The sequence below is a fragment of the Mesorhizobium sp. B2-3-11 genome (genome assembly GCF_006442215.1).
GTDB classification, from domain to species: Bacteria; Pseudomonadota; Alphaproteobacteria; order Rhizobiales; family Rhizobiaceae; genus Mesorhizobium; species Mesorhizobium salmacidum.
This window is the reverse complement of sequence record NZ_VFVS01000003.1, coordinates 92,896-111,902: the sequence shown is the minus strand read 5'-3', so window position 1 is coordinate 111,902 and position 19,007 is coordinate 92,896. Positions and strand designations below refer to the sequence as shown.

22 protein-coding genes and 1 pseudogene are annotated in these 19,007 nt (G+C 63.0%); 12 read left to right on the top strand and 11 right to left on the bottom strand.

Annotated elements, in window-relative coordinates; translation table 11 throughout:
* Nucleotides 1–47: 47 nt before the first annotated feature.
* The gene (locus FJ960_RS05950) at nt 48–305 is read left to right on the top strand and encodes a hypothetical protein (RefSeq protein WP_023770299.1); all 258 of its coding nucleotides are present in this window, start codon (nt 48–50) and stop codon (nt 303–305) included.
* A gap of 94 nt (nt 306–399) precedes the next feature.
* Here the strand turns inward: FJ960_RS05950 and soxR are convergent, their stop codons facing one another.
* Nucleotides 400–870, bottom strand: a complete 471-nt coding sequence (soxR, locus tag FJ960_RS05945; RefSeq protein WP_140504901.1) for a redox-sensitive transcriptional activator SoxR — start codon at nt 868–870, stop codon at nt 400–402.
* Between the two features lie 129 nt (nt 871–999).
* Nucleotides 1,000–1,458, bottom strand: coding sequence for a tRNA (cytidine(34)-2'-O)-methyltransferase (locus tag FJ960_RS05940; RefSeq protein ID WP_140712490.1), 459 nt, complete (start codon nt 1,456–1,458; stop codon nt 1,000–1,002).
* Between the two features lie 409 nt (nt 1,459–1,867).
* On the opposite strand from FJ960_RS05940, the gene FJ960_RS05935 reads away from it, so the two are divergent.
* Genes FJ960_RS05935 through FJ960_RS05915 form a run of 5 tightly spaced genes read left to right on the top strand, consistent with a single transcriptional unit; the run spans nt 1,868 to nt 6,870 of the window.
* The gene (locus FJ960_RS05935; RefSeq protein ID WP_140505189.1) at nt 1,868–2,263 is read left to right on the top strand and encodes a hypothetical protein; all 396 of its coding nucleotides are present in this window, start codon (nt 1,868–1,870) and stop codon (nt 2,261–2,263) included.
* A gap of 29 nt (nt 2,264–2,292) precedes the next feature.
* Nucleotides 2,293–4,179 (top strand): ABC transporter ATP-binding protein, encoded by a 1,887-nt coding sequence (locus tag FJ960_RS05930; RefSeq protein WP_140712488.1) that lies wholly within the window; start codon nt 2,293–2,295, stop codon nt 4,177–4,179.
* A 10-nt stretch (nt 4,180–4,189) separates the two neighbouring features.
* Nucleotides 4,190–6,073 (top strand): ABC transporter ATP-binding protein, encoded by a 1,884-nt coding sequence (locus tag FJ960_RS05925; RefSeq protein WP_140712486.1) that lies wholly within the window; start codon nt 4,190–4,192, stop codon nt 6,071–6,073.
* A gap of 4 nt (nt 6,074–6,077) precedes the next feature.
* Complete coding sequence (locus FJ960_RS05920) at nt 6,078–6,557, top strand: GNAT family N-acetyltransferase (protein ID WP_140712484.1); 480 nt, start codon at nt 6,078–6,080, stop codon at nt 6,555–6,557.
* Nucleotide 6,558: 1 nt separating this feature from the next.
* On the top strand, nt 6,559–6,870 hold the full coding sequence (locus FJ960_RS05915) for a DUF6665 family protein (protein ID WP_140712483.1): 312 nt from the start codon (nt 6,559–6,561) through the stop codon (nt 6,868–6,870).
* Here the strand turns inward: FJ960_RS05915 and FJ960_RS05910 are convergent.
* The gene (locus FJ960_RS05910; RefSeq protein ID WP_140712481.1) at nt 6,851–7,735 is read right to left on the bottom strand and encodes an alpha/beta hydrolase; all 885 of its coding nucleotides are present in this window, start codon (nt 7,733–7,735) and stop codon (nt 6,851–6,853) included. The two genes, FJ960_RS05915 and FJ960_RS05910, sit on opposite strands and share 20 nt — an antisense overlap.
* An 82-nt stretch (nt 7,736–7,817) precedes the next feature.
* Nucleotides 7,818–8,162, bottom strand: a complete 345-nt coding sequence (locus tag FJ960_RS05905) for a cupin domain-containing protein (protein ID WP_027143369.1) — start codon at nt 8,160–8,162, stop codon at nt 7,818–7,820.
* A 313-nt stretch (nt 8,163–8,475) separates the two neighbouring features.
* Here FJ960_RS05905 and petA point away from each other — a divergent pair, with 313 nt between their 5' ends.
* The 5 genes from petA to FJ960_RS05880 all read left to right on the top strand — a co-directional run bounded on the left by petA (nt 8,476) and on the right by FJ960_RS05880 (nt 12,871).
* Nucleotides 8,476–9,036 carry a ubiquinol-cytochrome c reductase iron-sulfur subunit gene (gene petA, locus FJ960_RS05900; protein ID WP_015316073.1) on the top strand — a complete coding sequence of 187 codons (561 nt, stop codon included), beginning with the start codon at nt 8,476–8,478 and terminating at the stop codon, nt 9,034–9,036.
* A 16-nt stretch (nt 9,037–9,052) separates the two neighbouring features.
* Complete coding sequence (locus FJ960_RS05895; RefSeq protein WP_140504915.1) at nt 9,053–10,354, top strand: cytochrome b N-terminal domain-containing protein; 1,302 nt, start codon at nt 9,053–9,055, stop codon at nt 10,352–10,354.
* A gap of 27 nt (nt 10,355–10,381) precedes the next feature.
* The gene (locus FJ960_RS05890; protein ID WP_140504917.1) at nt 10,382–11,254 is read left to right on the top strand and encodes a cytochrome c1; all 873 of its coding nucleotides are present in this window, start codon (nt 10,382–10,384) and stop codon (nt 11,252–11,254) included.
* Nucleotides 11,255–11,402: 148 nt separating this feature from the next.
* On the top strand, nt 11,403–12,098 hold the full coding sequence (locus FJ960_RS05885; RefSeq protein WP_140504919.1) for a phosphatase PAP2 family protein: 696 nt from the start codon (nt 11,403–11,405) through the stop codon (nt 12,096–12,098).
* A gap of 227 nt (nt 12,099–12,325) precedes the next feature.
* On the top strand, nt 12,326–12,871 hold the full coding sequence (locus FJ960_RS05880) for an adenine phosphoribosyltransferase (RefSeq protein WP_027143364.1): 546 nt from the start codon (nt 12,326–12,328) through the stop codon (nt 12,869–12,871).
* A 208-nt stretch (nt 12,872–13,079) separates the two neighbouring features.
* Here the strand turns inward: FJ960_RS05880 and FJ960_RS05875 are convergent, their stop codons facing one another.
* The 7 genes and pseudogenes from FJ960_RS05875 to FJ960_RS05845 all read right to left on the bottom strand — a co-directional run bounded on the left by FJ960_RS05875 (nt 13,080) and on the right by FJ960_RS05845 (nt 17,961).
* Nucleotides 13,080–13,538, bottom strand: a complete 459-nt coding sequence (locus FJ960_RS05875; RefSeq protein WP_140504920.1) for a MaoC family dehydratase — start codon at nt 13,536–13,538, stop codon at nt 13,080–13,082.
* The gene (locus FJ960_RS05870; RefSeq protein ID WP_140504922.1) at nt 13,535–14,005 is read right to left on the bottom strand and encodes a MaoC family dehydratase; all 471 of its coding nucleotides are present in this window, start codon (nt 14,003–14,005) and stop codon (nt 13,535–13,537) included. Before FJ960_RS05870 ends, FJ960_RS05875 begins: the two co-directional genes overlap by 4 nt.
* Nucleotides 14,006–14,209: 204 nt before the next feature.
* A pseudogene (locus FJ960_RS05865) lies at nt 14,210–14,583 on the bottom strand (helix-turn-helix transcriptional regulator).
* Between the two features lie 88 nt (nt 14,584–14,671).
* Complete coding sequence (ychF, locus tag FJ960_RS05860; protein ID WP_140712479.1) at nt 14,672–15,775, bottom strand: redox-regulated ATPase YchF; 1,104 nt, start codon at nt 15,773–15,775, stop codon at nt 14,672–14,674.
* 98 nt (nt 15,776–15,873) lie between these two features.
* Nucleotides 15,874–16,629 carry an aminoacyl-tRNA hydrolase gene (gene pth / locus FJ960_RS05855; protein WP_140712477.1) on the bottom strand — a complete coding sequence of 252 codons (756 nt, stop codon included), beginning with the start codon at nt 16,627–16,629 and terminating at the stop codon, nt 15,874–15,876.
* A 24-nt stretch (nt 16,630–16,653) separates the two neighbouring features.
* The gene (locus FJ960_RS05850) at nt 16,654–17,295 is read right to left on the bottom strand and encodes a 50S ribosomal protein L25/general stress protein Ctc (RefSeq protein ID WP_027143359.1); all 642 of its coding nucleotides are present in this window, start codon (nt 17,293–17,295) and stop codon (nt 16,654–16,656) included.
* A 237-nt stretch (nt 17,296–17,532) separates the two neighbouring features.
* On the bottom strand, nt 17,533–17,961 hold the full coding sequence (locus FJ960_RS05845; RefSeq protein ID WP_140712475.1) for a MarR family transcriptional regulator: 429 nt from the start codon (nt 17,959–17,961) through the stop codon (nt 17,533–17,535).
* A gap of 149 nt (nt 17,962–18,110) precedes the next feature.
* On the opposite strand from FJ960_RS05845, the gene FJ960_RS05840 reads away from it, so the two are divergent.
* Complete coding sequence (locus FJ960_RS05840; RefSeq protein WP_140712473.1) at nt 18,111–18,968, top strand: alpha/beta hydrolase; 858 nt, start codon at nt 18,111–18,113, stop codon at nt 18,966–18,968.
* Nucleotides 18,969–19,007 lie beyond the last annotated feature (39 nt).

Genomic DNA, 19,007 nt, shown 5'->3' with positions numbered 1-19,007 from the left:
CTCGATTCCGATTTCGGGGTCATGCGCCAGGTGCAAGGAGTTGTTTCGTGCGCACCCCGGCAAGACCGCCGCTGGATGGACTGAAGAAAAGGCTCGACCAAAGCCGGGCCGAGCGCGCGCGCATGCCGCGCGACGGTTTCCTGCGCGAGACCTTCGTCCTGCCGCGCTCGGATGCCCGCCTCAAGGCCAAGGAATGGTTCGAACGCTTCCCCAAGCAGGCCTACTGGACCGAGATCGAAAGCTGGTTCGAGCGCCCGGGGGATTTGATCGAGTTTACGATCAGGCGCTTGCCGGCGGCGGATTAGGATTTCCTTGCCCCGTTTGCGGGGAGAGGATGCCGGTAGGCAGGTGAGGGGCGGCGCGAACCTTCGAGTGCTGGCGCTGCCCCTCATCCGCCTTTCAGGCACCTTCTCCCCGTGCACGGGAAGAAGGAAGAACCAGCCGCCGCGCGCCAGTTCCCTCCCGGGCCAGCCGATCCTCCTTATTGCGCAGCGGACATTTGTCGATCGACATGCAGCCGCAGCCGATGCAGTCGGTCAGCCCGTCGCGCAGTTTCTTCAACTGGGCGATCTTGTGATCGAGCCCGTCGCGCCAGGCTGTCGACAAAAGATTCCAGTCGTCGCGTGTCGGCGTCCGGCCCTCGGGCAGGGATGCCAATGCCTCACCGATCTCGGCCAGCGAGATGCCAACCTCCTGCGCCACCTTGATGATCGCCACCCGGCGCAGCACGTCGCGGCCGTAGCGGCGCTGGTTGCCTGACGTGCGGTGGCTGCGGATCAGCCCGCGGGTTTCATAGAAATGCAGCGCCGACACCGCCACACCGCTGCGCGCAGCCACCTGGCCGACCGTCAATTCCAACGCTGGTGCCATCTCTCGATTTTCCGCTTGACCTCAAGTTAAGTTGAGCTTGTAGCCAAGAAAGCCTGGATGTGCAAACGAAGGAGAAGGCGGATGTGCGCCTGGGCAAAAATCACCGCGGACCGCGCTGCCGCCGGTCCCCTAGCCGAGCTGCCGGATGGCTTCGCCCGCCACCATGGCCACGGAAAGGGCGACGTTGAGGCTGCGCGCGGTGGGCCGCATCGGGATGGTCAGCCGAACATCCGCCGCCTGATGGACTGGATCCGGCACGCCCGCGGATTCGCGGCCGAACAGGAGGATGTCGCGGTTGGTGAAGCTGAAGTCGGTGTAGGCGGTCGTAGCCTTGGTCGACAGCAGCACCAGCCGATCCGCGCGCGCCTTGCGCCACTCCTCGAAGGCGTGCCAGTCGACATGCCGGGTCAGGGCAGCCATTTCGAGGTAGTCCATGCCGGCGCGCTTGAGCGCTTTGTCGGAGAGCGGAAAGCCGGCCGGCTCGATAATGTCGACGCCAAGCCCGAGACACGCGGCGAAGCGCAGGATTGTCCCGGTATTGCCGGCGATGTCAGGCTGGTAGAGCGCGATGCGGAGACCACGGTTCACTTTCGCGTCCTTCTAATAAGTGGCAGATCGGCCACAGCTGCTTCGCGGTTTTGGAAATTCCTGGACCTGCGGGTGGCCATTTTCTGCGAAGTCGAGTATACGACCAGCATTGTCAACCCGAACCGATGGAGGGGTAATTCATGATGGCCATGTACATCCAGCGCCCCACCCGTGGGCTTACTTGCGCCCTGGCGGTTTCGGTACGACGTTTCTCCTGATCTTTTAGACACTTCCGCACCGATTTCCGCCGAAACCATACCCTGGTCTTCGAAGGAATCCTGCGATGTTTTTTAAGCTGCCGAAGGGGCCGATGGCCCCGTCCCAACGCGTCCCGACTGATCCGCCGCCGATCCCGCGGCACGATGTCGATCATCCTTTTCATCTCTATTTTCACACGGAGGACGGACCGATGTTCGATCCCTACAGAATACCGGGCTCGAGGAGCCTGCATGTCCACCGGCTGCCGACCTGGGCGCTGCTGATCGGCGACACCTATTCGTCGGCGGTTCATGCCGAAGTGCGCAGGCGTCCGCATCGCGGCATGCTGCCGGATGTCGATTTCTCGCACGCGGTTCCCGATCCGAGCCGGCCGTCGCTGGTGCGCCGGATCGTCCGGCTGATCCGGCCGGGCGCGAAGAACCGGACTGGCGGCGCCGTGTCGTCAGGATCGACAAAGGTGCCTGTCGGCGAAAAGCCGGCGAACCCCTATATAGCGCGAAGCAGGGCCGACGCTCCGGATGATTCCGGAGCGTCGGCCCTCGACGCCATGCGGTCCGAGGACTTTGTACGTCGCCAAGCCGCGTAAGCGGAAAACAGATTTTACAGGCGTGTCCTATGTTGTTGTTTAGCTGGTTTGAAAGAAGGCTCGATCCGTTCCCGGCCGCGGAACCGGTCGAGCCGCCCAAGACGCTGGTTGCCTTCTGCCTGCATTATACGCGCGGGGCATGGCCCTATATCCTTGTCGATGCGGTGCTGGTGGCGGCCATCGCCATCGCGGAAGTGTGGATGTTCGGCTTCCTCGGCCGCATCGTCGACTGGCTGTCGGGGCAGAACCGCGAGACTTTCCTGCAGACGGAGGGCTGGAAGCTCGCCGGCATGGCCTTCATCGTCTTGTTTGCGCTGCCGGGCACGGTTTGGCTGCATTCGCTGCTCAACCAGCAGACGCTGATGGGCAACTATCCCATGCGCATCCGTTGGCAGGTGCATCGCTACCTGCTCAAGCAATCGATGAGCTTCTATCAGGACGAATTCGCCGGCCGCATCGCCACCAAGCTGATGCAGACCGCGCTCGCCGTGCGCGAATGCGTCATCAAGGTCATCGACGTGCTGAACTACGTCATAGTCTATTTCCTCGGCATGCTGTTGATCGTCGGTTCGGCCGACTGGCGGCTGGCGGCGCCGCTCGGCGTCTGGCTGGTCGGCTACATCCTGTTGCTGCGCTTTTTCATCCCGCGCCTGGGCAAGGTCGGCGAGGAGCAGGCCAATGCGCGCTCGACCATGACCGGCCGCGTCGTCGACAGCTACACCAACATCCAGACGGTCAAGCTGTTTTCCCATTCGCGCCGCGAGGCCGCCTTCGCCAGGGAAGGCATGATGGGCTTCCTCGACACGGTCTACCGGTCGATGCGGCTGGTGACGGTGCTGTTCGGCTCGCTCTACATACTGAACGCGCTGCTGCTGTTCTCGGTCACCGCCATCTCGCTGTGGCTGTGGATGGGGCAAGCGGTGACGATTGGCGCGGTTGCAGTGGTCATCGGCCTGGTGCTCCGGATGTGGGGCATGTCGCAGTGGATCATGTGGGAAATGTCGGGCCTGTTCGAGAATATCGGCACGGTGCAGGACGGCATTGCCTCCATCTCGCTGCCGCGCCTCGTAGAGGACAGGCCGGATGCCAAGGAGATCAGCGTTTCCAAAGGCGATATCCGCTTCGAGGACATCCGCTTCCACTACGGCAAGCAGAAGGGCGTCATCGAAAACCTGTCGCTGACGGTGAAGCCGGGCGAAAAGGTCGGCATTGTCGGACGCTCGGGCGCCGGCAAGTCGACGCTGGTCAATCTCCTCTTGCGCTTCTACGATCTGGAGTCCGGCCGGATCCTGATCGACGGCCAGGAGATCGCCGGCGTGAAGCAGGATTCGCTGCGCGCCCAGATCGGCATGGTCACACAGGATACCTCGCTGCTGCATCGTTCGGTGCGCGAGAACGTCCTTTATGGCCGGCCCGATGCCAGCGACGACATGCTTGTCGAGGCGGCGCGGCGGGCAGAGGCGCTGGATTTCATATCGGCGCTTTCGGACCATAGCGGCCGCCAGGGCTTCGATGCCTATGTCGGCGACCGTGGCGTCAAACTGTCCGGCGGCCAGCGGCAACGCATCGCCATTGCTCGCGTTATGTTGAAGGACGCGCCCATACTTATCCTTGACGAGGCGACGTCGGCGCTCGATTCCGAGGCGGAAGCCGCCATCCAGGAGAATCTCTACAAGCTTATGCAGGGCAAGACCGTCATCGCCATCGCGCACCGGCTGTCGACCATCGCGGCGATGGACAGGCTCGTCGTGATGGACCAGGGCCGCGTCATCGAGGAGGGTTCGCACGAGGAACTGGTCGCCAGAGGCGGGCTCTACGCGCAGCTCTGGCAGCGCCAGTCGGGTGGATTCCTGCTCGAAGACGGCCCGGTCGACGCCGCCAACGACGCAGTTGTAAGGGGGCAAGCCGCAGAATGATGGCCGCCGCATGATGACAGCCGTCTACCGCTGGTTCGAGACCTGGGTCTACCCGTTCAGGGAGCCGGCGAATCTTCGGCCACCGGCCAGCGTCGCCGGCTTCCTCCGGCACTATGTCGGGCAGGCGAAGTTCGCCTTCTTCGCCATGCTGGTCATCGGCGGCATCGCGCCGCTGGTCGAGGCCGGCCTGTTCTATTTCGTCGGACGGCTGGTCGATATTCTCGACCAGTTGCCCGGCGAGCGGAGCTGGCACGCGCTGTGGACCGTCGCCGGCCCCGAACTTATGTTCATGGTCGCGGTGGTGCTGGTCATCCGCACCGTGGTCGTCGGGCTGTCGGCGCTGGTCGACGAACAGACGATCACGCCCGGCTTCTACAATCTGGTGCGCTGGCAGGCGCACCGGCACGTATCGCGCCAGTCCTATGCCTTCTTCCAGAACGATTTCGCCGGCCGGATCGCGACGAAAGTCTGGCAGGCCGGGCAGGCGACCGGCGACCTGATGGAAAGCTTCATCGAGGTCGTCTGGTTCATGATCGTCTATACGGTGACGACGCTGGCGCTGGTCGCGGGGCTCGACCTCAGGCTCGCGGTGCTGGTGATGATCTGGATCACCGCCTTCGGATTTCTGGCCAAGCTCTATCTGCCGGCTATCCGCAAGCACGCCGAAGCGACGGCCGAGGCGGGCTCGATGATCAATGGCCGCATCGTCGATTCCTATTCCAATGTACAGACACTGAAACTGTTCGCGGCCGACGGAGACGACCGCTACATCAGGAACGGCTTCGACATCTATCTCGACGCATTGCGTCCCTTCACCCGCCGGTTGACCGGCGTGCGCATGGCATTGACGACGCTGTCGGGCATCATGATCACGGCGATCGGCTGCTTTGCCGTCTATCTGTGGGTCGAGGGCTCGATCACCGTCGGCGCCGTCGCCTTCACGCTGTCGCTGGTGCTGCGCCTCAACATGCTGCTCGGACGGCTGATGATGCAGATGAACGGTATCTTGCGAAACCTTGGCGTGCTGGAGAACTCCAAGGCGCTGATCTCGCAGCCGCTCGGCCTGACCGACGCACCGGGCGCGAAAGAGCTGGTGGTGACGGGCGGACGCATCGACGTGAAGAATGTCGAATTCCACTACGGCAACGGGTTTGGCGTGCTGAACGGCATCGACCTTGTCGTTAAGCCGGGTGAGAAGGTCGGGCTGGTCGGGCCATCGGGCGCCGGCAAGACGACGCTGGCCAACCTGATCCTGCGTCTCTACGATCTCGAGAGCGGCCGGATCACTATCGACGGACAGGACGTCTCCGGTGTGACGCAGAATTCGCTGCGCGCCAACATCGGCGTCGTCAGCCAGGACACCGCTCTGTTTCATCGGTCGCTGCGCGACAACATCAAGCTCGGCATGCCCGATGCGACCGACGCGCAGGTGATCGCGGCGGCCAGGAAGGCCGAGGCCCATGAATTCATCCTGACCTTGCGCGACAACAGGGATCGCCAGGGCTACGAGGCCTTCGTCGGCGAGCGCGGCGTCAAACTGTCGGGCGGCCAGCGCCAGCGCGTGGCGATCGCCCGCGTCTTCCTCAAGGATGCGCCGATCCTGATTCTCGACGAGGCGACATCGGCGCTCGATTCCGACATCGAGGCGGCGATCCAGGAGAATCTGACGCGGCTGATGGAGAACAAGACCGTTATCGCCATCGCGCACCGGCTGTCGACGATCGCGGCACTGGATCGCCTTGTGGTACTCGACGGCGGCCGCATCGTCGAGCAAGGCACGCATGACGAACTGGTGGCGCTCGACGGGCTCTATGCCCGGCTGTGGAAGCGCCAGTCCGGCGGCTTCCTCTATCACGAGGAAAGCGTGCTGGAAGAGACGCGGCCGGCGGAGTAGGCGCATGGTTGGATCGCCAGAGTTCGGCCCAGAGGTCGGCTATGTCCTCAAGCGTTTACGACCAACCGTGGTGGCCTTCGACGCGTTGAAGGAAGAGAGCCGGCTGGAAGGCTATTGGATGCTGGTGCGCCTGGGCGATGGCTGGGCAAGCGGCCGCAACAAGTTCCTGAAGCGGGGCGAGGGACTGTTCGGGATGTGGCATGGCCGGGAACTCGCCGGCGTGTGCGGGCTGAACATCGATCCCTATTTCGAGGGCAGGGACCAGGGCCGGGTCCGGCACCTGTTCGTCAGTGCGCGCCACCGCCGCAACGGCCTTGGCCGCATGCTGGTCGAGACCGTGATCGGCCGGGCCGGCCAATATTTCGCTGTGTTGAACACCCGCGCGCCGCCGGAAGCCTTCGGTTTTTATGAACGGCTTCGTTTTCAGCGCGTGGAAGGCGAAGAATTCGTCACCCACCGCATGGTGCTCGGGAAGGGGAACTGAAATGTCCTTGCGTCCGCCATCTCATCTTGCCGGCGCGTCGGCCGCCGACGCGGCCTTCGACGCGCTTGGCCATGAAATCCTCGCCGAGAAGGCGGCGGCACTCGGTCGCGCGGGGCAGCGCGTGGAAGAAACCTTGGCCCGGCTGCGCGACAATGGCGACGATGAGTTGCGCCCCCGTCTGCTCAAGGAGGCCGCCGCCGCGGTGCATGGCTATTTCATCCAGCGCGAATTGTGCGGCTTTCGCAAGCATGACGCCGTCATCCGCGAATACAACATCCCGAAAGCCGTGCTGGTCAGGCTTGGCGCCATGTAGAGTTGGAGCTTGCCGCGCTGATTTCCCTGTGGAAGCGCGCCAGGCGGGCGGCAAGCGCTTCGGGATTTTCATCGGCAACGAAGTGTCCGCTGCCGGCTATGATGTCGCCCTCGACATTTGAGAGCCCGGCTGCACGCAAGCCATCGACATAGTCGCCGATGTCGCCGGACTCGGCCGCACCCCTCAGATACAGCACCGGAACCGCAATCGGTTTCGCGGGCCGCGCGGCATTGACCTTGGCATCCTCGGGAAAGGCACGATACCAGTCGAACCCCGCCTGGAGGCTTTCCGGCCGTGAATAGGCCTTGGCGTAGATTTCCCTGGCGTCGTCAGGGATGGAGGCTCGATCCTTCGAAAGCACATTGAAGAAGAAGTCGAAATAAGCGCTCTGATGGCCGCTGACCAGCGTTTCCGGCAAGGCCGGGACGGCATGGAAGGCGAAGTGCCAGATCCGCGGATCGCGAATGACCTTCTCCCAGGGCGCGATGCCTGGAATGACGACATCCATGATCGCCGCGCCGGAAAGGATGTCCGGATGGTCTCTCAACAAGGCAAACACGATCTGGCCGCCGACATCATGGCCGGCGGCCACGAGCTGGCGTAGTCCGCAAGTCTCTGCGACGCCTCTCATCAGTCTCGCCAGGGTTCTCTTGTCGCCAGCCCCGGGCAGGCCTTGCGAGTCGCCGATGCAGGGCAGGTCAGGGGCGACGACCCGGTAGTCGGCCGCCAACCGGCCGATCACCCGCTCGAAGGCGTAGGAGCTTTGCGGCCATCCGTGCAGCAGGAGGAAAGCCGGTGCTCCGGCAGGGCCTGCCTCGCGCATGGCAATGCTCAGGTCTTCGATTTCGATGGTCGAGGTTTGCATGTCCTGGCCCTGACGGCTTTCCGGTTGGCTCCCATGCCGTAGATCTAGGCGCCGACCGGGAAGCCGCCAGGGTATGCAGGAGTTACTCCAGCCATTCGGTTATGAAGCTGCCGTTCTCGTGGATGTCGGTCGTTTCCAGCGGACCCGGGCCGAGATTGGTGAATTTGTGTGGCGTGTGCGGCGGCACGATGACGATCTGACCGGCGGTGGCCTCGATTTCCTGGTCGCCGACCGTGAACAAGGCGGTGCCCTGGCGGATGATGAAGATCTCCGCATAGGGATGGGCGTGCAGCCGCGGGCCGCCGCCGACGTCGGGCAGGTAGTTGAAGATCAGGCAGGAGTTCGAGCCGTAGGCGCCGCATTGCAGTTCGCCCTTCCAGTGGTTCGAACGAACAGCCCATTCCTCGCGATCGATGACATGCGCCATGCGGCCAAGGATAGATCACGCCGATGCTCCGTGTCGAGGCGAAGCCAGGCATCGGATTTGCGGTTGTTTCCCGGTTGTTTAGCCGCCTTTCGCGGCGCCTGGCCGTCCCGCCCGGCGACAGGGTATTTCGTCCCCGCGACAATCTGCCCTTGTGCCTTCACCCGTCTGGACAAAAACGGGCTTCACGCATAAACCGAAGTCCAAATGCCGGAGGAATTCGCTAGCCTGTTCGCCATGCGCTGTCGGGTTGGCGTGATTGAGCGGGGACAAGGCTCGGCCACCGGCGCGGAAGAGGCGAAAGGATCAGGCACCCGTGAGCGCAACCGACATCCACGATCCCAACCGTCGAGATTTTCTCTACGTCGCCACCGGCATGGCCGCCGTGGTTGGCGCCGGTGCCGTCGCCTGGCCGTTCATCGACCAGATGCGCCCCGACGCCTCGACACTGGCGCTCGCTTCGGTCGAGGTCGATGTCTCCTCGCTGACGCCTGGCAGCTCGCTGATCGTCAAGTGGCGCGGCAAGCCGGTCGTGGTGCGCAACCGCACCGAGAAGGAAATGAAGGACGGCGAGGCCGTCAGCCTCTCCGATCTCAAAGATCCGATCGCGCGCAACGCCAATTTGCCATCCGATGCGCCGGCAACCGACGCCAACCGCACCACGCCCGGCAAGGAAGCCTGGATGGTGATGGTTCAGGTCTGCACCCATCTGGGCTGTATTCCGCTCGGCCAGGAGGGCGATTTCGGCGGCTGGTTCTGCCCGTGCCATGGCTCGCAATACGACACTGCCGGCCGCATCCGCAAAGGCCCGGCGCCGGAGAACATGGCGATTCCGGTATTCAAGTTCGTTTCCGACACCAAACTCCTTATCGGTTGAGGCAGGGGATATTTCGATGAGCGAGGGACACTCGACCTATACGCCGAAGACCGGTATCGAACGCTGGTTCGACGCCCGCATGCCGCTGCCCAGGATGGTCTATGACAGCTTCATCGCCTATCCGGTGCCGCGCAATCTGAACTATATGTGGACCTTCGGCGGCATCCTGGCGATCATGCTGGTGGCGCAGATCCTGACCGGCATCGTGCTGGCCATGCACTATACGGCCGACACCAATCTCGCCTTCGGTTCGGTCGAGAAGATCATGCGCGACGTGAATTCGGGATGGCTGTTGCGCTACATGCATGCCAACGGCGCCTCGTTCTTCTTCATCGCCGTCTACCTGCACATCTTCCGCGGTCTTTATTATGGCTCCTACAAGGCGCCGCGCGAACTTCTGTGGATCCTCGGCTGCATCATCTACCTCCTGATGATGGCGACCGGCTTCATGGGCTATGTGCTGCCATGGGGGCAGATGAGCTTCTGGGGCGCCACCGTCATCACCGGTTTCTTCAGCGCCATTCCGCTGGTCGGCGACTGGATCCAGCAGCTGCTGCTCGGCGGCTTCGCCGTCGACAATCCGACGCTGAACCGCTTCTTCGCGCTGCATTACCTGCTGCCGTTCATGATCGCCGGCGTCGTGGTGCTGCATGTATGGGCGCTGCATGTCGTCGGCCAGTCGAACCCGACCGGCATCGAGGTCAAGTCGAAGACCGACACCGTCGCCTTCACCCCCTACGCGACCATCAAGGACGCGTTCGGCATGATCGTGTTCCTGTTCGTCTTCGCCTATTTCGTCTTCTACCTGCCGAACTATCTCGGCCATCCGGACAACTACACGGTCGCCAACCCGTTGAAGACCCCGGCCCATATCGTCCCGGAATGGTACTTCCTGCCGTTCTACGCGATCCTGCGCGCCATCACCTTCAATGTCGGGCCGATCAATTCCAAGCTCGGCGGCGTGCTGTGCATGTTCGGTGCCATCGTCATGCTGTTCCTGGTGCCGTGGCTCGATACTTCCAAGGTGCGCTCGGCGGTCTACCGGCCCTGGTACAAACTGTTCTTCTGGCTGTTCGTGGCCGATGCCATCCTGCTGGGCTGGCTGGGCTCGCAGCCGGCGGAAGGCAGCTATGTGTTCATGGCGCAGATGGCGACGCTGTTCTACTTCGCCTTCTTCCTCATCGTCCTGCCGGTTCTTGGCCTGATCGAGACACCGCGCAGGCTGCCGAACTCGATCACCGAGGCGGTGCTCGAAAAGAACAAGGGTGGCAGCGGACATCCGGTGGGCGCCACGGCAGCACCTGAGACCAAGGGCTGAGCGGTAGAGAATCTAAGGGGATTTGGCATGAAGAAGATTCTCACCTCGCTGGCGCTGATCGGCCTTGTGGCCGCCGGCACCGGAGTAGCAGGCACTTGGGCGTTAGCGGCTGAAGAAGCGCACAACGCGGCGGCACCGACGCATTTCCCGATCAACGAGCCGAAGGAAATGAGCTGGAGCTTCACCGGCCCGTTTGGCACCTATGACAAGGCGCAGCTGCAGCGCGGCCTGAAGGTCTACAAGGAAGTCTGCTCGGCCTGCCATTCGATGAACCTGGTGGCGTTCCGCACGCTGTCGGACCTCGGCTATAGCGACGCGCAGATCAAGACGCTGTCAGCCGAATACACCATCCACGACGGCCCCAACGATGCCGGCGACATGTTCGACCGTCCCGGCAAGCCATCCGATCATTTCCCGGCGCCGTTCGCCAATGAGGAAGCCGCCGCTGCCTCCAATGGCGGCGCGGCGCCGCCGGATATGTCGCTGCTGGCAAAGGCGCGCGGCGTCGAGCGCGGTTTCCCGCAGTTCGTCTTCGACATCTTCACCCAGTATGATGCCGGTGGTCCCGACTACATCCATTCGCTGCTGACCGGCTATGACCAGACGCCCCCGGCCGGAATGGTCATCCCGGAAGGCACGCACTACAACCCGTATTTCATGTCGGGCGTGTCGCTGAAGATGCCCAAGCCGCTCTCCGACGGCCAGGTGACCTATGACGACGGTTCGCCGCAGACCATCGACCAGTATTCCCGCGACGTGGCTGCCTTCCTGACATGGGCGGCCGAGCCGCACATGGAAGACCGCAAGAAGATGGGCTTCCGCGTGCTGGTGTTCCTGCTTCTGTTCGGCGCCCTGGTCTACATGACCAAGCGAAAGGTATGGGAAGCCGTCGCACATTAGGCGTTGGGCCGTTCAAGGCACGACATGGGGCGCCGCGAGGCGCCCTTTTCTGTTTTTCGGGTGGATTACACCGCCACGTCTCGGCGGTGTCACATGGCCGTCACCACACATCGCGATCCTGCGGCGCTCTCATCAAAGGATTACGCCCATGAAAAGATACGCATCGCTAGCGGCAGGCCTGCTGCTGCTCGTCGTTGGTTCCACGGCCCGCGCCGAAGACGCAAAGCCCTTCATCACCAACAAGGACGTCGACCTGACGATGATCCTGCCGCCGCCGCCGGCCAATGATTCGGCCGAGACCAAGGCCGAGCTTGGCGAGGTGCTGACCATGCAAGTCACGCGCACACCCGAAATGGAAGCCCGCGCCATCGCCGATGCCGAGGAAAACGTCTGGCGTTTCGCCGACGTCATGGGACCGAATTTCAACAAGGACAAGCTGCCGAAATTCAGCGCCTTCTTCGATCGCGTGGTGGAGACCGAAGGCGCCGTCGTCGATCCGGCGAAGGACGTCTGGAAGCGCCCGCGTCCGCACCAGCTCAGCGATCTCGTGAAGCCGGTGGTGAAGCTGTCGAGCTCCGGTTCCTGGCCGTCGGGCCATGCGACCGTCGGCACGATGATGGGCATCATCCTGGCTGACATGGTTCCGGAGAGGCGTGCCGAGATCATGGCGCGCGCAGCCGAGTTCGCCCATAACCGCATCGTCGGCGGCATCCACTATCCGTCCGACGTCGAGATGGGCAAGATTTCCGGCAGCGTCATCGCCGCGGTCTTGCTCAACCGCGATGACTTCAAGGCCGAGTACGAAGTAGCCAGGGCGGAGCTTCGTTCCGATCTCGGCATGTAAAATTGGCCGGTAGCCATCTGTTCGAGCGGGGCGCCTTTGGGCGCCCTTTTCGTGTCGGCCAGGGCCTGCGGCCCACGGCCAGGAAATCGCCTGGCATCGCTGCCAAATCCTTTGTCGGATGCGCTTGTCTCGACCGTCACATCGCGCTAGCCGTTGTCGGTCGCGCCGGGTTACGATCGGCCCCGCGCCGTTTCGCTTCTGTCAGCTGGATCATCCGGAGCCGCTTCATGAAATCCTCGCTCGAAGACACGCTGCTGGCGTCGATCCGCACCATCCCGGACTATCCCAGGCCCGGCATCCTGTTTCGCGACATCACCACACTGCTCGGCAACGCACGCGCTTTCCGCCGCGCCATCGACGAGCTGGTGCATCCCTATGCCGGGCAGAAGATCGACAAGATCGCCGGCATCGAAGCGCGCGGCTTTATCCTGGGCGGCGCCGTCGCCCACCAGCTCTCGGCCGGCTTCGTACCGATCCGCAAGAAGGGCAAGCTGCCTTATGAGACCGTGCGCGTCGCCTACAGCCTGGAATACGGGCTGGACGAGATGGAAATGCACAAGGACGGCGTCGCGCCCGGCGAGAAGGTGATCCTGGTCGACGATCTGATCGCCACCGGCGGCACGGCGGAAGCGGCGGTCAAGCTGCTGCGCCAGATCGGGGCGGATATTCTCGCCGCCTGCTTTGTCATCGACCTGCCGGATCTGGGTGGGCGCGCCAAGCTCGAGGCGCTCGGCGTGCCGGTGCGGACGCTGATCGGCTTCGAGGGACATTGAGGGGTCGAGTCTGTTCCTTCTCCCCTTGTTGTGGGAGAAGGCGGATCGGCGCGCAACGCCGAGACGGTTGAGGGATGGGTGACGCAGTGCCGTCGGCGCCAAGCTGGAGCACCCATCATCCGACCTCGCTTCGCGAGGCCACCGCCCTGGGCGAGTCACGGGCCTCGCCCGCCCTTCGGGCCCCACAAGGGGAGAAGGAAGAGACGCCTCACCCAACCCTCACCAGCACCGCACTTTCGAATTCCAGCACCTTGCCGCCGGTCGAATCGGAGGCCTCGCAGAGCAGCGCCAGCAACCGCCAGCCGGGGCGGGACGCGATGGGGCGGTGGGAAAGGGCCGTGCGCGTGAAGGTGATGGTTTGCCCGGCGTAGACGGGCTTCAGCCATTTCAGGTTCTTGAATCCGGGCGAGGGGCCGAATTCGGGCACCGGGCCGTCCCAGCCTTCGGCGTCCAGGCGGGTCTCCAGGTTCAGCTTCATCCAGGTGGCCGCAGTGTGCCAGCCGGAGGCGCAGAGCCCGCCGAGCACGCTCTTCCTCGCCGCCTCCTCGTCGATATGAAAAATCTGCGGGTCGTATTTGCGGGCGAACGCCTTGATCGCCTCGGGTTCGAATGTGTGCGAACCGAGTGTGACGGTCGTGCCGATACGGAAGAATTCATCCAGCGTCATGACGCATTCCCCGCGGCATCGCGCGTCAGGAACATGACGGAGTTCTCGAGCTCGAAGACGCTTTCGCCGCGCTGGTTGACGAGTTCGCTGCGCATGGTCACGAAGCCAAGCTGCGGCTTCGACTTCGACAGGCGTCTGGCCAGAACCACGAGGTTGCCCCGCAGCGTGTCGCCGGCGAGCACCGGCTTCTTCCATTTGACCTGATCGACGCCGGGCGCGCCCTGACAGGTGGAGTCCAGCAAGAAGGCATCGCACAGCATGCGCATGAACATGGCGCAGGTGTGCCACCCCGAAGCCGAGAGGCCACCGAGGATGCTGGCCTTGCCGGCCTCCTCGTCGAGATGCATCGGCTGGGCGTCGAACTCGCTGGCGAACTCGATGATCTCGGCGGCGCTCACCTGTTTGGTGCCGAGGTCGAACTTGGCCCCTTCGACGAAGTCCTCATAGGCCCATGTCTTTCCGGTCATGGTCTGCAAATCCGGTTGTAGAATGCGCGATCCCTTTGGATCGGAAAACCCGGATGCAGGCCGCGGGCGGTTTGGTCAAGCCCTTTCTGGTGAACCAGCCCGCGTGATCGGGCCCGCCGCGTCGGTCAGAGCCCAGCCGCCGCGCCTCCGATCGCGCCGATGAGCATGGAGCACGACAGGTCCGGTTTCGTTTCGCAACGGGCGCTACGCGAGATCGTCAACCGAGACATTGAGGGCGGCGGCGATGCGCTTGATCGTGTCGAAGGTACCGTCGCGGGTGCCCGTCTCAATCTGCGAGAGATAGCCTGCGCTGATCTCTGTCTTTTCAGCGAGGTCGCGAGCCGACATCCCGCGATGCTCGCACCAGACGCGGACCTTATTCTCGCCGTCCAGGATGCGGTTGACGACGGCGGCCGGGATAAGCTCTTCCTCGCCGGCAGCGATCTTTTGCTTGATCTGATCTAGGTTTGAATGTCGGCCGCGTCCTCCGCCGCTTCAACAAGGCTCTCGTAGTCGGCGAGTGGCAGAATGGCCATACGGTCCCCGTTCGGCGTGGTAATGATGGTGGGCTTGTTCATGTCCTCAGTCCTCGTAGACAGCCCGCGACAACTATGCCGCAGGGATGGTGCTATCCAGCCGAAGGGGGGCCGCTCTATGGCGACCTTCTCACGTGTTGAACTTGAACATCATGACGTCGCCGTCCTGGACGACGTATTCCTTGCCTTCATCGCGTGCCTTGCCGGCTTCCTTGGCCGCCACTTCGCCGCCCAGCGTGACGAAGTCGTTGTAGGCGATGGTCTGGGCGCGGATGAAGCCGCGTTCGAAGTCGGTGTGGATGACGCCAGCGGCCTGTGGGGCCTTGTCGCCCTTGTGGATGGTCCAGGCGCGCGTTTCCTTCGGCCCGGCGGTGAAATAGGTGATCAAATGCAACAGGTCGTAGCCGGCGCGGATGACCTTGTTCAGGCCAGGCTCGTCGAGCCCAAGCGAGGACAGGAACTCCATCTCTTCCTCGTCCGAGAGCTGGGCGACTTCGGCCTCGATCGCGGCCGAGATCACCACGGTGCCGGCGCCCTGCGCGGTGGCCATCTTCTCCACGGCCCTGGTGTGCTCGTTGCCGGTCGCGGCATCGACCTCGGCGACGTTGCAGACATAGAGCACGGGATGCGAGGTCAAGAGGTTCAGGCCCTGCAGGATGCGCAGGTCCTCCGCCGAAATCCCCTTGAGCAGGATGCGGGTCGGCTTGCCGGCCTGCAGCAGCTCGAGTGCCGCCTCCATCATCGGCAATACGGTCGTCGCTTCCTTGTCCTTGCTGCCCGCGCGCTTGCGGATCTGGACGATGCGGCGCTCGATGCTGTCGAGGTCGGCGAGCATCAGCTCGGTCTCGACCGTCTCGGCGTCGGCGACAGGGTCGATGCGGCCCTCGACATGGGTGATGTCGTCATCCTCGAAGCAGCGCAGCACATGCACGATGGCGTCGACCTCGCGGATGTTGGCGAGGAACTGATTGCCCAGCCCTTCGCCCTTGGAGGCGCCGCGCACCAGGCCGGCAATGTCGACGAAGGAGATGCGCGTCGGAATGATCTCCTTCGACTTGGCGATTTCGGCGATCTTCTGCAGGCGCGGATCGGGCACCGCCACCTCGCCGGTGTTCGGTTCGATGGTGCAGAAGGGATAGTTGGCGGCCTGCGCGGCGGCCGTCCTCGTCAGCGCGTTGAAAAGCGTCGACTTGCCGACATTGGGCAAGCCAACGATGCCGCATTTGAAACCCATTTTGTCCGGTCCTATCGGGAAAAAGCGAAATTTGATGAGGGCTATGGGCGATAGGGGTTAGGAACGTCAAGCCCTGTAAGGCCACATGCGCCTACGCTTCAGTCCTTGTTACCGAAGAGTTTCTTCAGCATGGCGGCCATCGGGCCGGTCTCGGGCAGTTTGGCGGGCGCCTGCTGGGGGCGGGCCTGGCGGACATGGCTTTGCTGTTTCGGGCTTTGCTGTCTCGGGCTCGACTGCTTCTGCGCTGGCTTTTCCGGTTCGACGCCCGCCTTACCCTGGACGGCAAGGGCGGCCTTGTTCATGAAGCCGGATTCGTCGCCCTTGACGATCATCGCCGCATTGTCGGCGATCGCGTCGAGCAGCGGGTCGAGCCAGTCGCGATCGGCCTTGGCGAAGTCACCGAGCACATGATGCTGGACCATTTCCTTGACGCCGGGATGGCCGACGCCGATGCGCACGCGCCGATAGGCGTTGCCGACATGGCCGTCGATCGAGCGGATGCCGTTATGGCCGCCGGCGCCGCCGCCGGTCTTGATACGCAGCTTGCCTTCGGCAAGATCGATCTCGTCATAGAAGACGGTGAGGGCGGAAAGGTCGAGCTTGTAGAAGCGCAGCGCTTCGCCGACGGACTGGCCGGACAGGTTCATGAAGGTCTGCGGCTTGATCAGGATGATCTTTTCGCCGCCGAGCGTGCCTTCGGAAATCAGGCCCTGGAACTTCTTCGACCAGGGCGAAAAGGAATGGCGGCGGGCGATAGCGTCCGCCGCCATGAAGCCGACATTGTGCCGGTTTTCAGCGTATTTCGCGCCCGGATTGCCGAGGCCTGCAAAGACAAGCGCTGTCTTTTCTGGCATCGTCGCCTCCGGGCGTGAAAAGAGTTACTTCTCTTCGGCGGCGGGAGCCGCTTCGGGAGCCGCAACCTCAACCGTCTCTTCCGTCTCCGGCTTCATCGCCGAAGAGCCGGCAACGGTCGCGATGGTGAAGTCGCGGTCGGAGATGACCGGCTTGACGCCGGCCGGCAGCTTGACCGCCGAGATGTGGATCGAATCGCCGATGTCGGCACCGGTGAGATCGACGGTGATGAATTCCGGGATCGCATTGGCCGGGCAGTGGAACTCGACTTCGTGACGCACGATGTTGAGCACGCCGCCGCGCTTGATGCCGGGCGACTTGTCTTCATTGATGAAGTGCACGGGAACATCGACGTTGACTTCGGTGTCCTTGCCGATGCGCAGGAAGTCGACATGGACAGGGAAATCCTTGACCGGGTCGAGCTGGAAGTCCTTCGGCAGGACCTGGATCTTCTTGCCGTCGACATCGATCGTGGCGACCGTGGTCAGGAACCCGCCGCCATGGATCTTGTAGTAGATGTCCTTGTAGGTGAGCGCGATCGCCAGGGGAGGCTGTCTGTCACCGTAGATTACTGCAGGCACTTTACCGTTGCGGCGAACTGCACGGGCGGACCCCTTACCGACCTGTTCGCGCGCTTCGGCCTTGAGCTCGTAAGTGTCGTGGCTCATGGCTTTTCCTTTCGCGTGTTATGGAGCGCCTACGGTTGGCGATGTGCCAGGCCGTAAACGTCGAAAGCCGCCAGACCTCGGCGCCCGAATGCCGGAAACCGCAGCGAGCGGATCTTTGTTCGGGATCACAAGGGGAAGGCAGCCTTCCGCCGCGTTGCCTCCAAGGGTGTCTACGCGGGTGGCGGCTCTATAGCGGAAGGCGGGCAGGCGTGCAAGCGGAGGTGGGAAAGGCCGTCGTTAACGGTCGCCGCTCAAGGCATCGCGCAGTGCCTGGACCTGCCGGTTCAGGGCGTCGAGCTCGGCCAGCGTCATGCCCGAGCGCTCAACCAGGGTTTCGTTCAGGCAATTGCACTGGATGAGCAGCTTGCGGCCGGCTGATGTCAGGTCGACCTGTACCTGGCGCTCGTCGGTCTGGCTGCGCCGGCGGGTCACCAGGCCGGATTGTTCCATGCGCTTAACCAGCGGCGTGACCGTGCTCGATTCCAGAGCGAGCCTGTGCGCGATCGTGCCGACAGACATCCCGTCAGCCTCGCCCAGCACGTTGAGCACGAGATATTGCGGATAGGTGATGCCCATCTCGTCCAGCATCGGCTTGTAGGTGCGATTGATCGCCATGCTGGTGGCGTAGAGCGTGAAGCACAGCTGATTGTCCAACGGGAGAGGCACGACGCATTCCTTTGCCGATTAAACGCCTAAATGTACTGCAAAAAATGATATCGCGATACATATTTTTTGTAGACACGGGGATCAAGCTGCGCTAGCGATATCTATATCGCGATATTGTTTATTGCGATACTAATCGAACGGAGATTGAGATGACCTCGCAGACCAAATCAGGCTCAGGCAGCGGCACGATCACCACCAAGGACGGCACGCAGATCTATTACAAGGACTGGGGAACCGGCCAGCCCATCGTCTTCCATCACGGCTGGCCGTTGAGCAGCGACGACTGGGACGCCCAGATGCTGTTCTTCCTGTCACAAGGATACCGCGTCATCGCCCATGACCGCCGCGGCCATGGCCGGTCGACGCAGACGGATATCGGCAACGAGATGGACACCTATGCCGCCGATGTGGCTGAACTTGTCGCGCATCTCGACCTTAGGGATGCCATCCATGTCGGCCACTCGACCGGCGGCGGCGAGGTCGCGCGCTATGTCGCCCGGTATGGTGCGGGCCGCCGTGTTGCCAAAGCGGCCTTGCTCGGCGCGGTGCCGCCGATCATGCTCAAGACCCCAGCCAATCCCGGCGGCCTGCCGATCGAGGTGTTCGACGGCTTCCGCGCAGGCGTTGCCGCCAACCGCGCGCAGCTTTACGTGGATGTTCCCGCCGGCCCGTTCTACGGCTTCAATCGCCCGGATGCGCAGGTTTCGCAAGGTGTGATCGACAACTGGTACCGCCAGGGCATGATGGGTGGCACCAAGGCGCACTATGACTGCATCAAGGCCTTTTCGGAGACAGACTTTACCGAAGACCTGAAGAAGATCGACGTGCCGGTGCTGGTCATGCATGGCGATGACGACCAGATCGTCCCCATTGCCGACTCGGCGCTGTTGACCATCAAGCTGCTCAAGAAGGGCGAGCTCAAGGTCTACAAGGGATTTCCGCACGGCATGGCCACGACCCACGCCGAAATCATCAACGCCGACCTGCTGGCCTTCTTCAAGGCCTGAATCCTTCCCGCCTGAATGGCAAAGGCACCCGCCATATGG

Coding starts and splice junctions, on each gene's coding strand:
- FJ960_RS05840 (WP_140712473.1), top strand. CDS start 18,111: ATGACCTCGCAGACCAAATCAGGCTCAGGCAGCGGCACGATCACCACC.
- FJ960_RS05925 (WP_140712486.1), top strand. CDS start 4,190: ATGATGACAGCCGTCTACCGCTGGTTCGAGACCTGGGTCTACCCGTTC.
- pth (WP_140712477.1), bottom strand. CDS start 16,629: ATGCCAGAAAAGACAGCGCTTGTCTTTGCAGGCCTCGGCAATCCGGGC.
- FJ960_RS05870 (WP_140504922.1), bottom strand. CDS start 14,005: ATGACCGGAAAGACATGGGCCTATGAGGACTTCGTCGAAGGGGCCAAG.
- FJ960_RS05885 (WP_140504919.1), top strand. CDS start 11,403: ATGAAAAGATACGCATCGCTAGCGGCAGGCCTGCTGCTGCTCGTCGTT.
- ychF (WP_140712479.1), bottom strand. CDS start 15,775: ATGGGTTTCAAATGCGGCATCGTTGGCTTGCCCAATGTCGGCAAGTCG.
- FJ960_RS05935 (WP_140505189.1), top strand. CDS start 1,868: ATGTTCGATCCCTACAGAATACCGGGCTCGAGGAGCCTGCATGTCCAC.
- FJ960_RS05850 (WP_027143359.1), bottom strand. CDS start 17,295: ATGAGCCACGACACTTACGAGCTCAAGGCCGAAGCGCGCGAACAGGTC.
- FJ960_RS05890 (WP_140504917.1), top strand. CDS start 10,382: ATGAAGAAGATTCTCACCTCGCTGGCGCTGATCGGCCTTGTGGCCGCC.
- FJ960_RS05895 (WP_140504915.1), top strand. CDS start 9,053: ATGAGCGAGGGACACTCGACCTATACGCCGAAGACCGGTATCGAACGC.
- soxR (WP_140504901.1), bottom strand. CDS start 870: ATGGCACCAGCGTTGGAATTGACGGTCGGCCAGGTGGCTGCGCGCAGC.
- FJ960_RS05880 (WP_027143364.1), top strand. CDS start 12,326: ATGAAATCCTCGCTCGAAGACACGCTGCTGGCGTCGATCCGCACCATC.
- FJ960_RS05915 (WP_140712483.1), top strand. CDS start 6,559: ATGTCCTTGCGTCCGCCATCTCATCTTGCCGGCGCGTCGGCCGCCGAC.
- FJ960_RS05910 (WP_140712481.1), bottom strand. CDS start 7,735: ATGCAAACCTCGACCATCGAAATCGAAGACCTGAGCATTGCCATGCGC.
- FJ960_RS05875 (WP_140504920.1), bottom strand. CDS start 13,538: ATGACGCTGGATGAATTCTTCCGTATCGGCACGACCGTCACACTCGGT.
- FJ960_RS05920 (WP_140712484.1), top strand. CDS start 6,078: ATGGTTGGATCGCCAGAGTTCGGCCCAGAGGTCGGCTATGTCCTCAAG.
- FJ960_RS05905 (WP_027143369.1), bottom strand. CDS start 8,162: ATGGCGCATGTCATCGATCGCGAGGAATGGGCTGTTCGTTCGAACCAC.
- FJ960_RS05930 (WP_140712488.1), top strand. CDS start 2,293: ATGTTGTTGTTTAGCTGGTTTGAAAGAAGGCTCGATCCGTTCCCGGCC.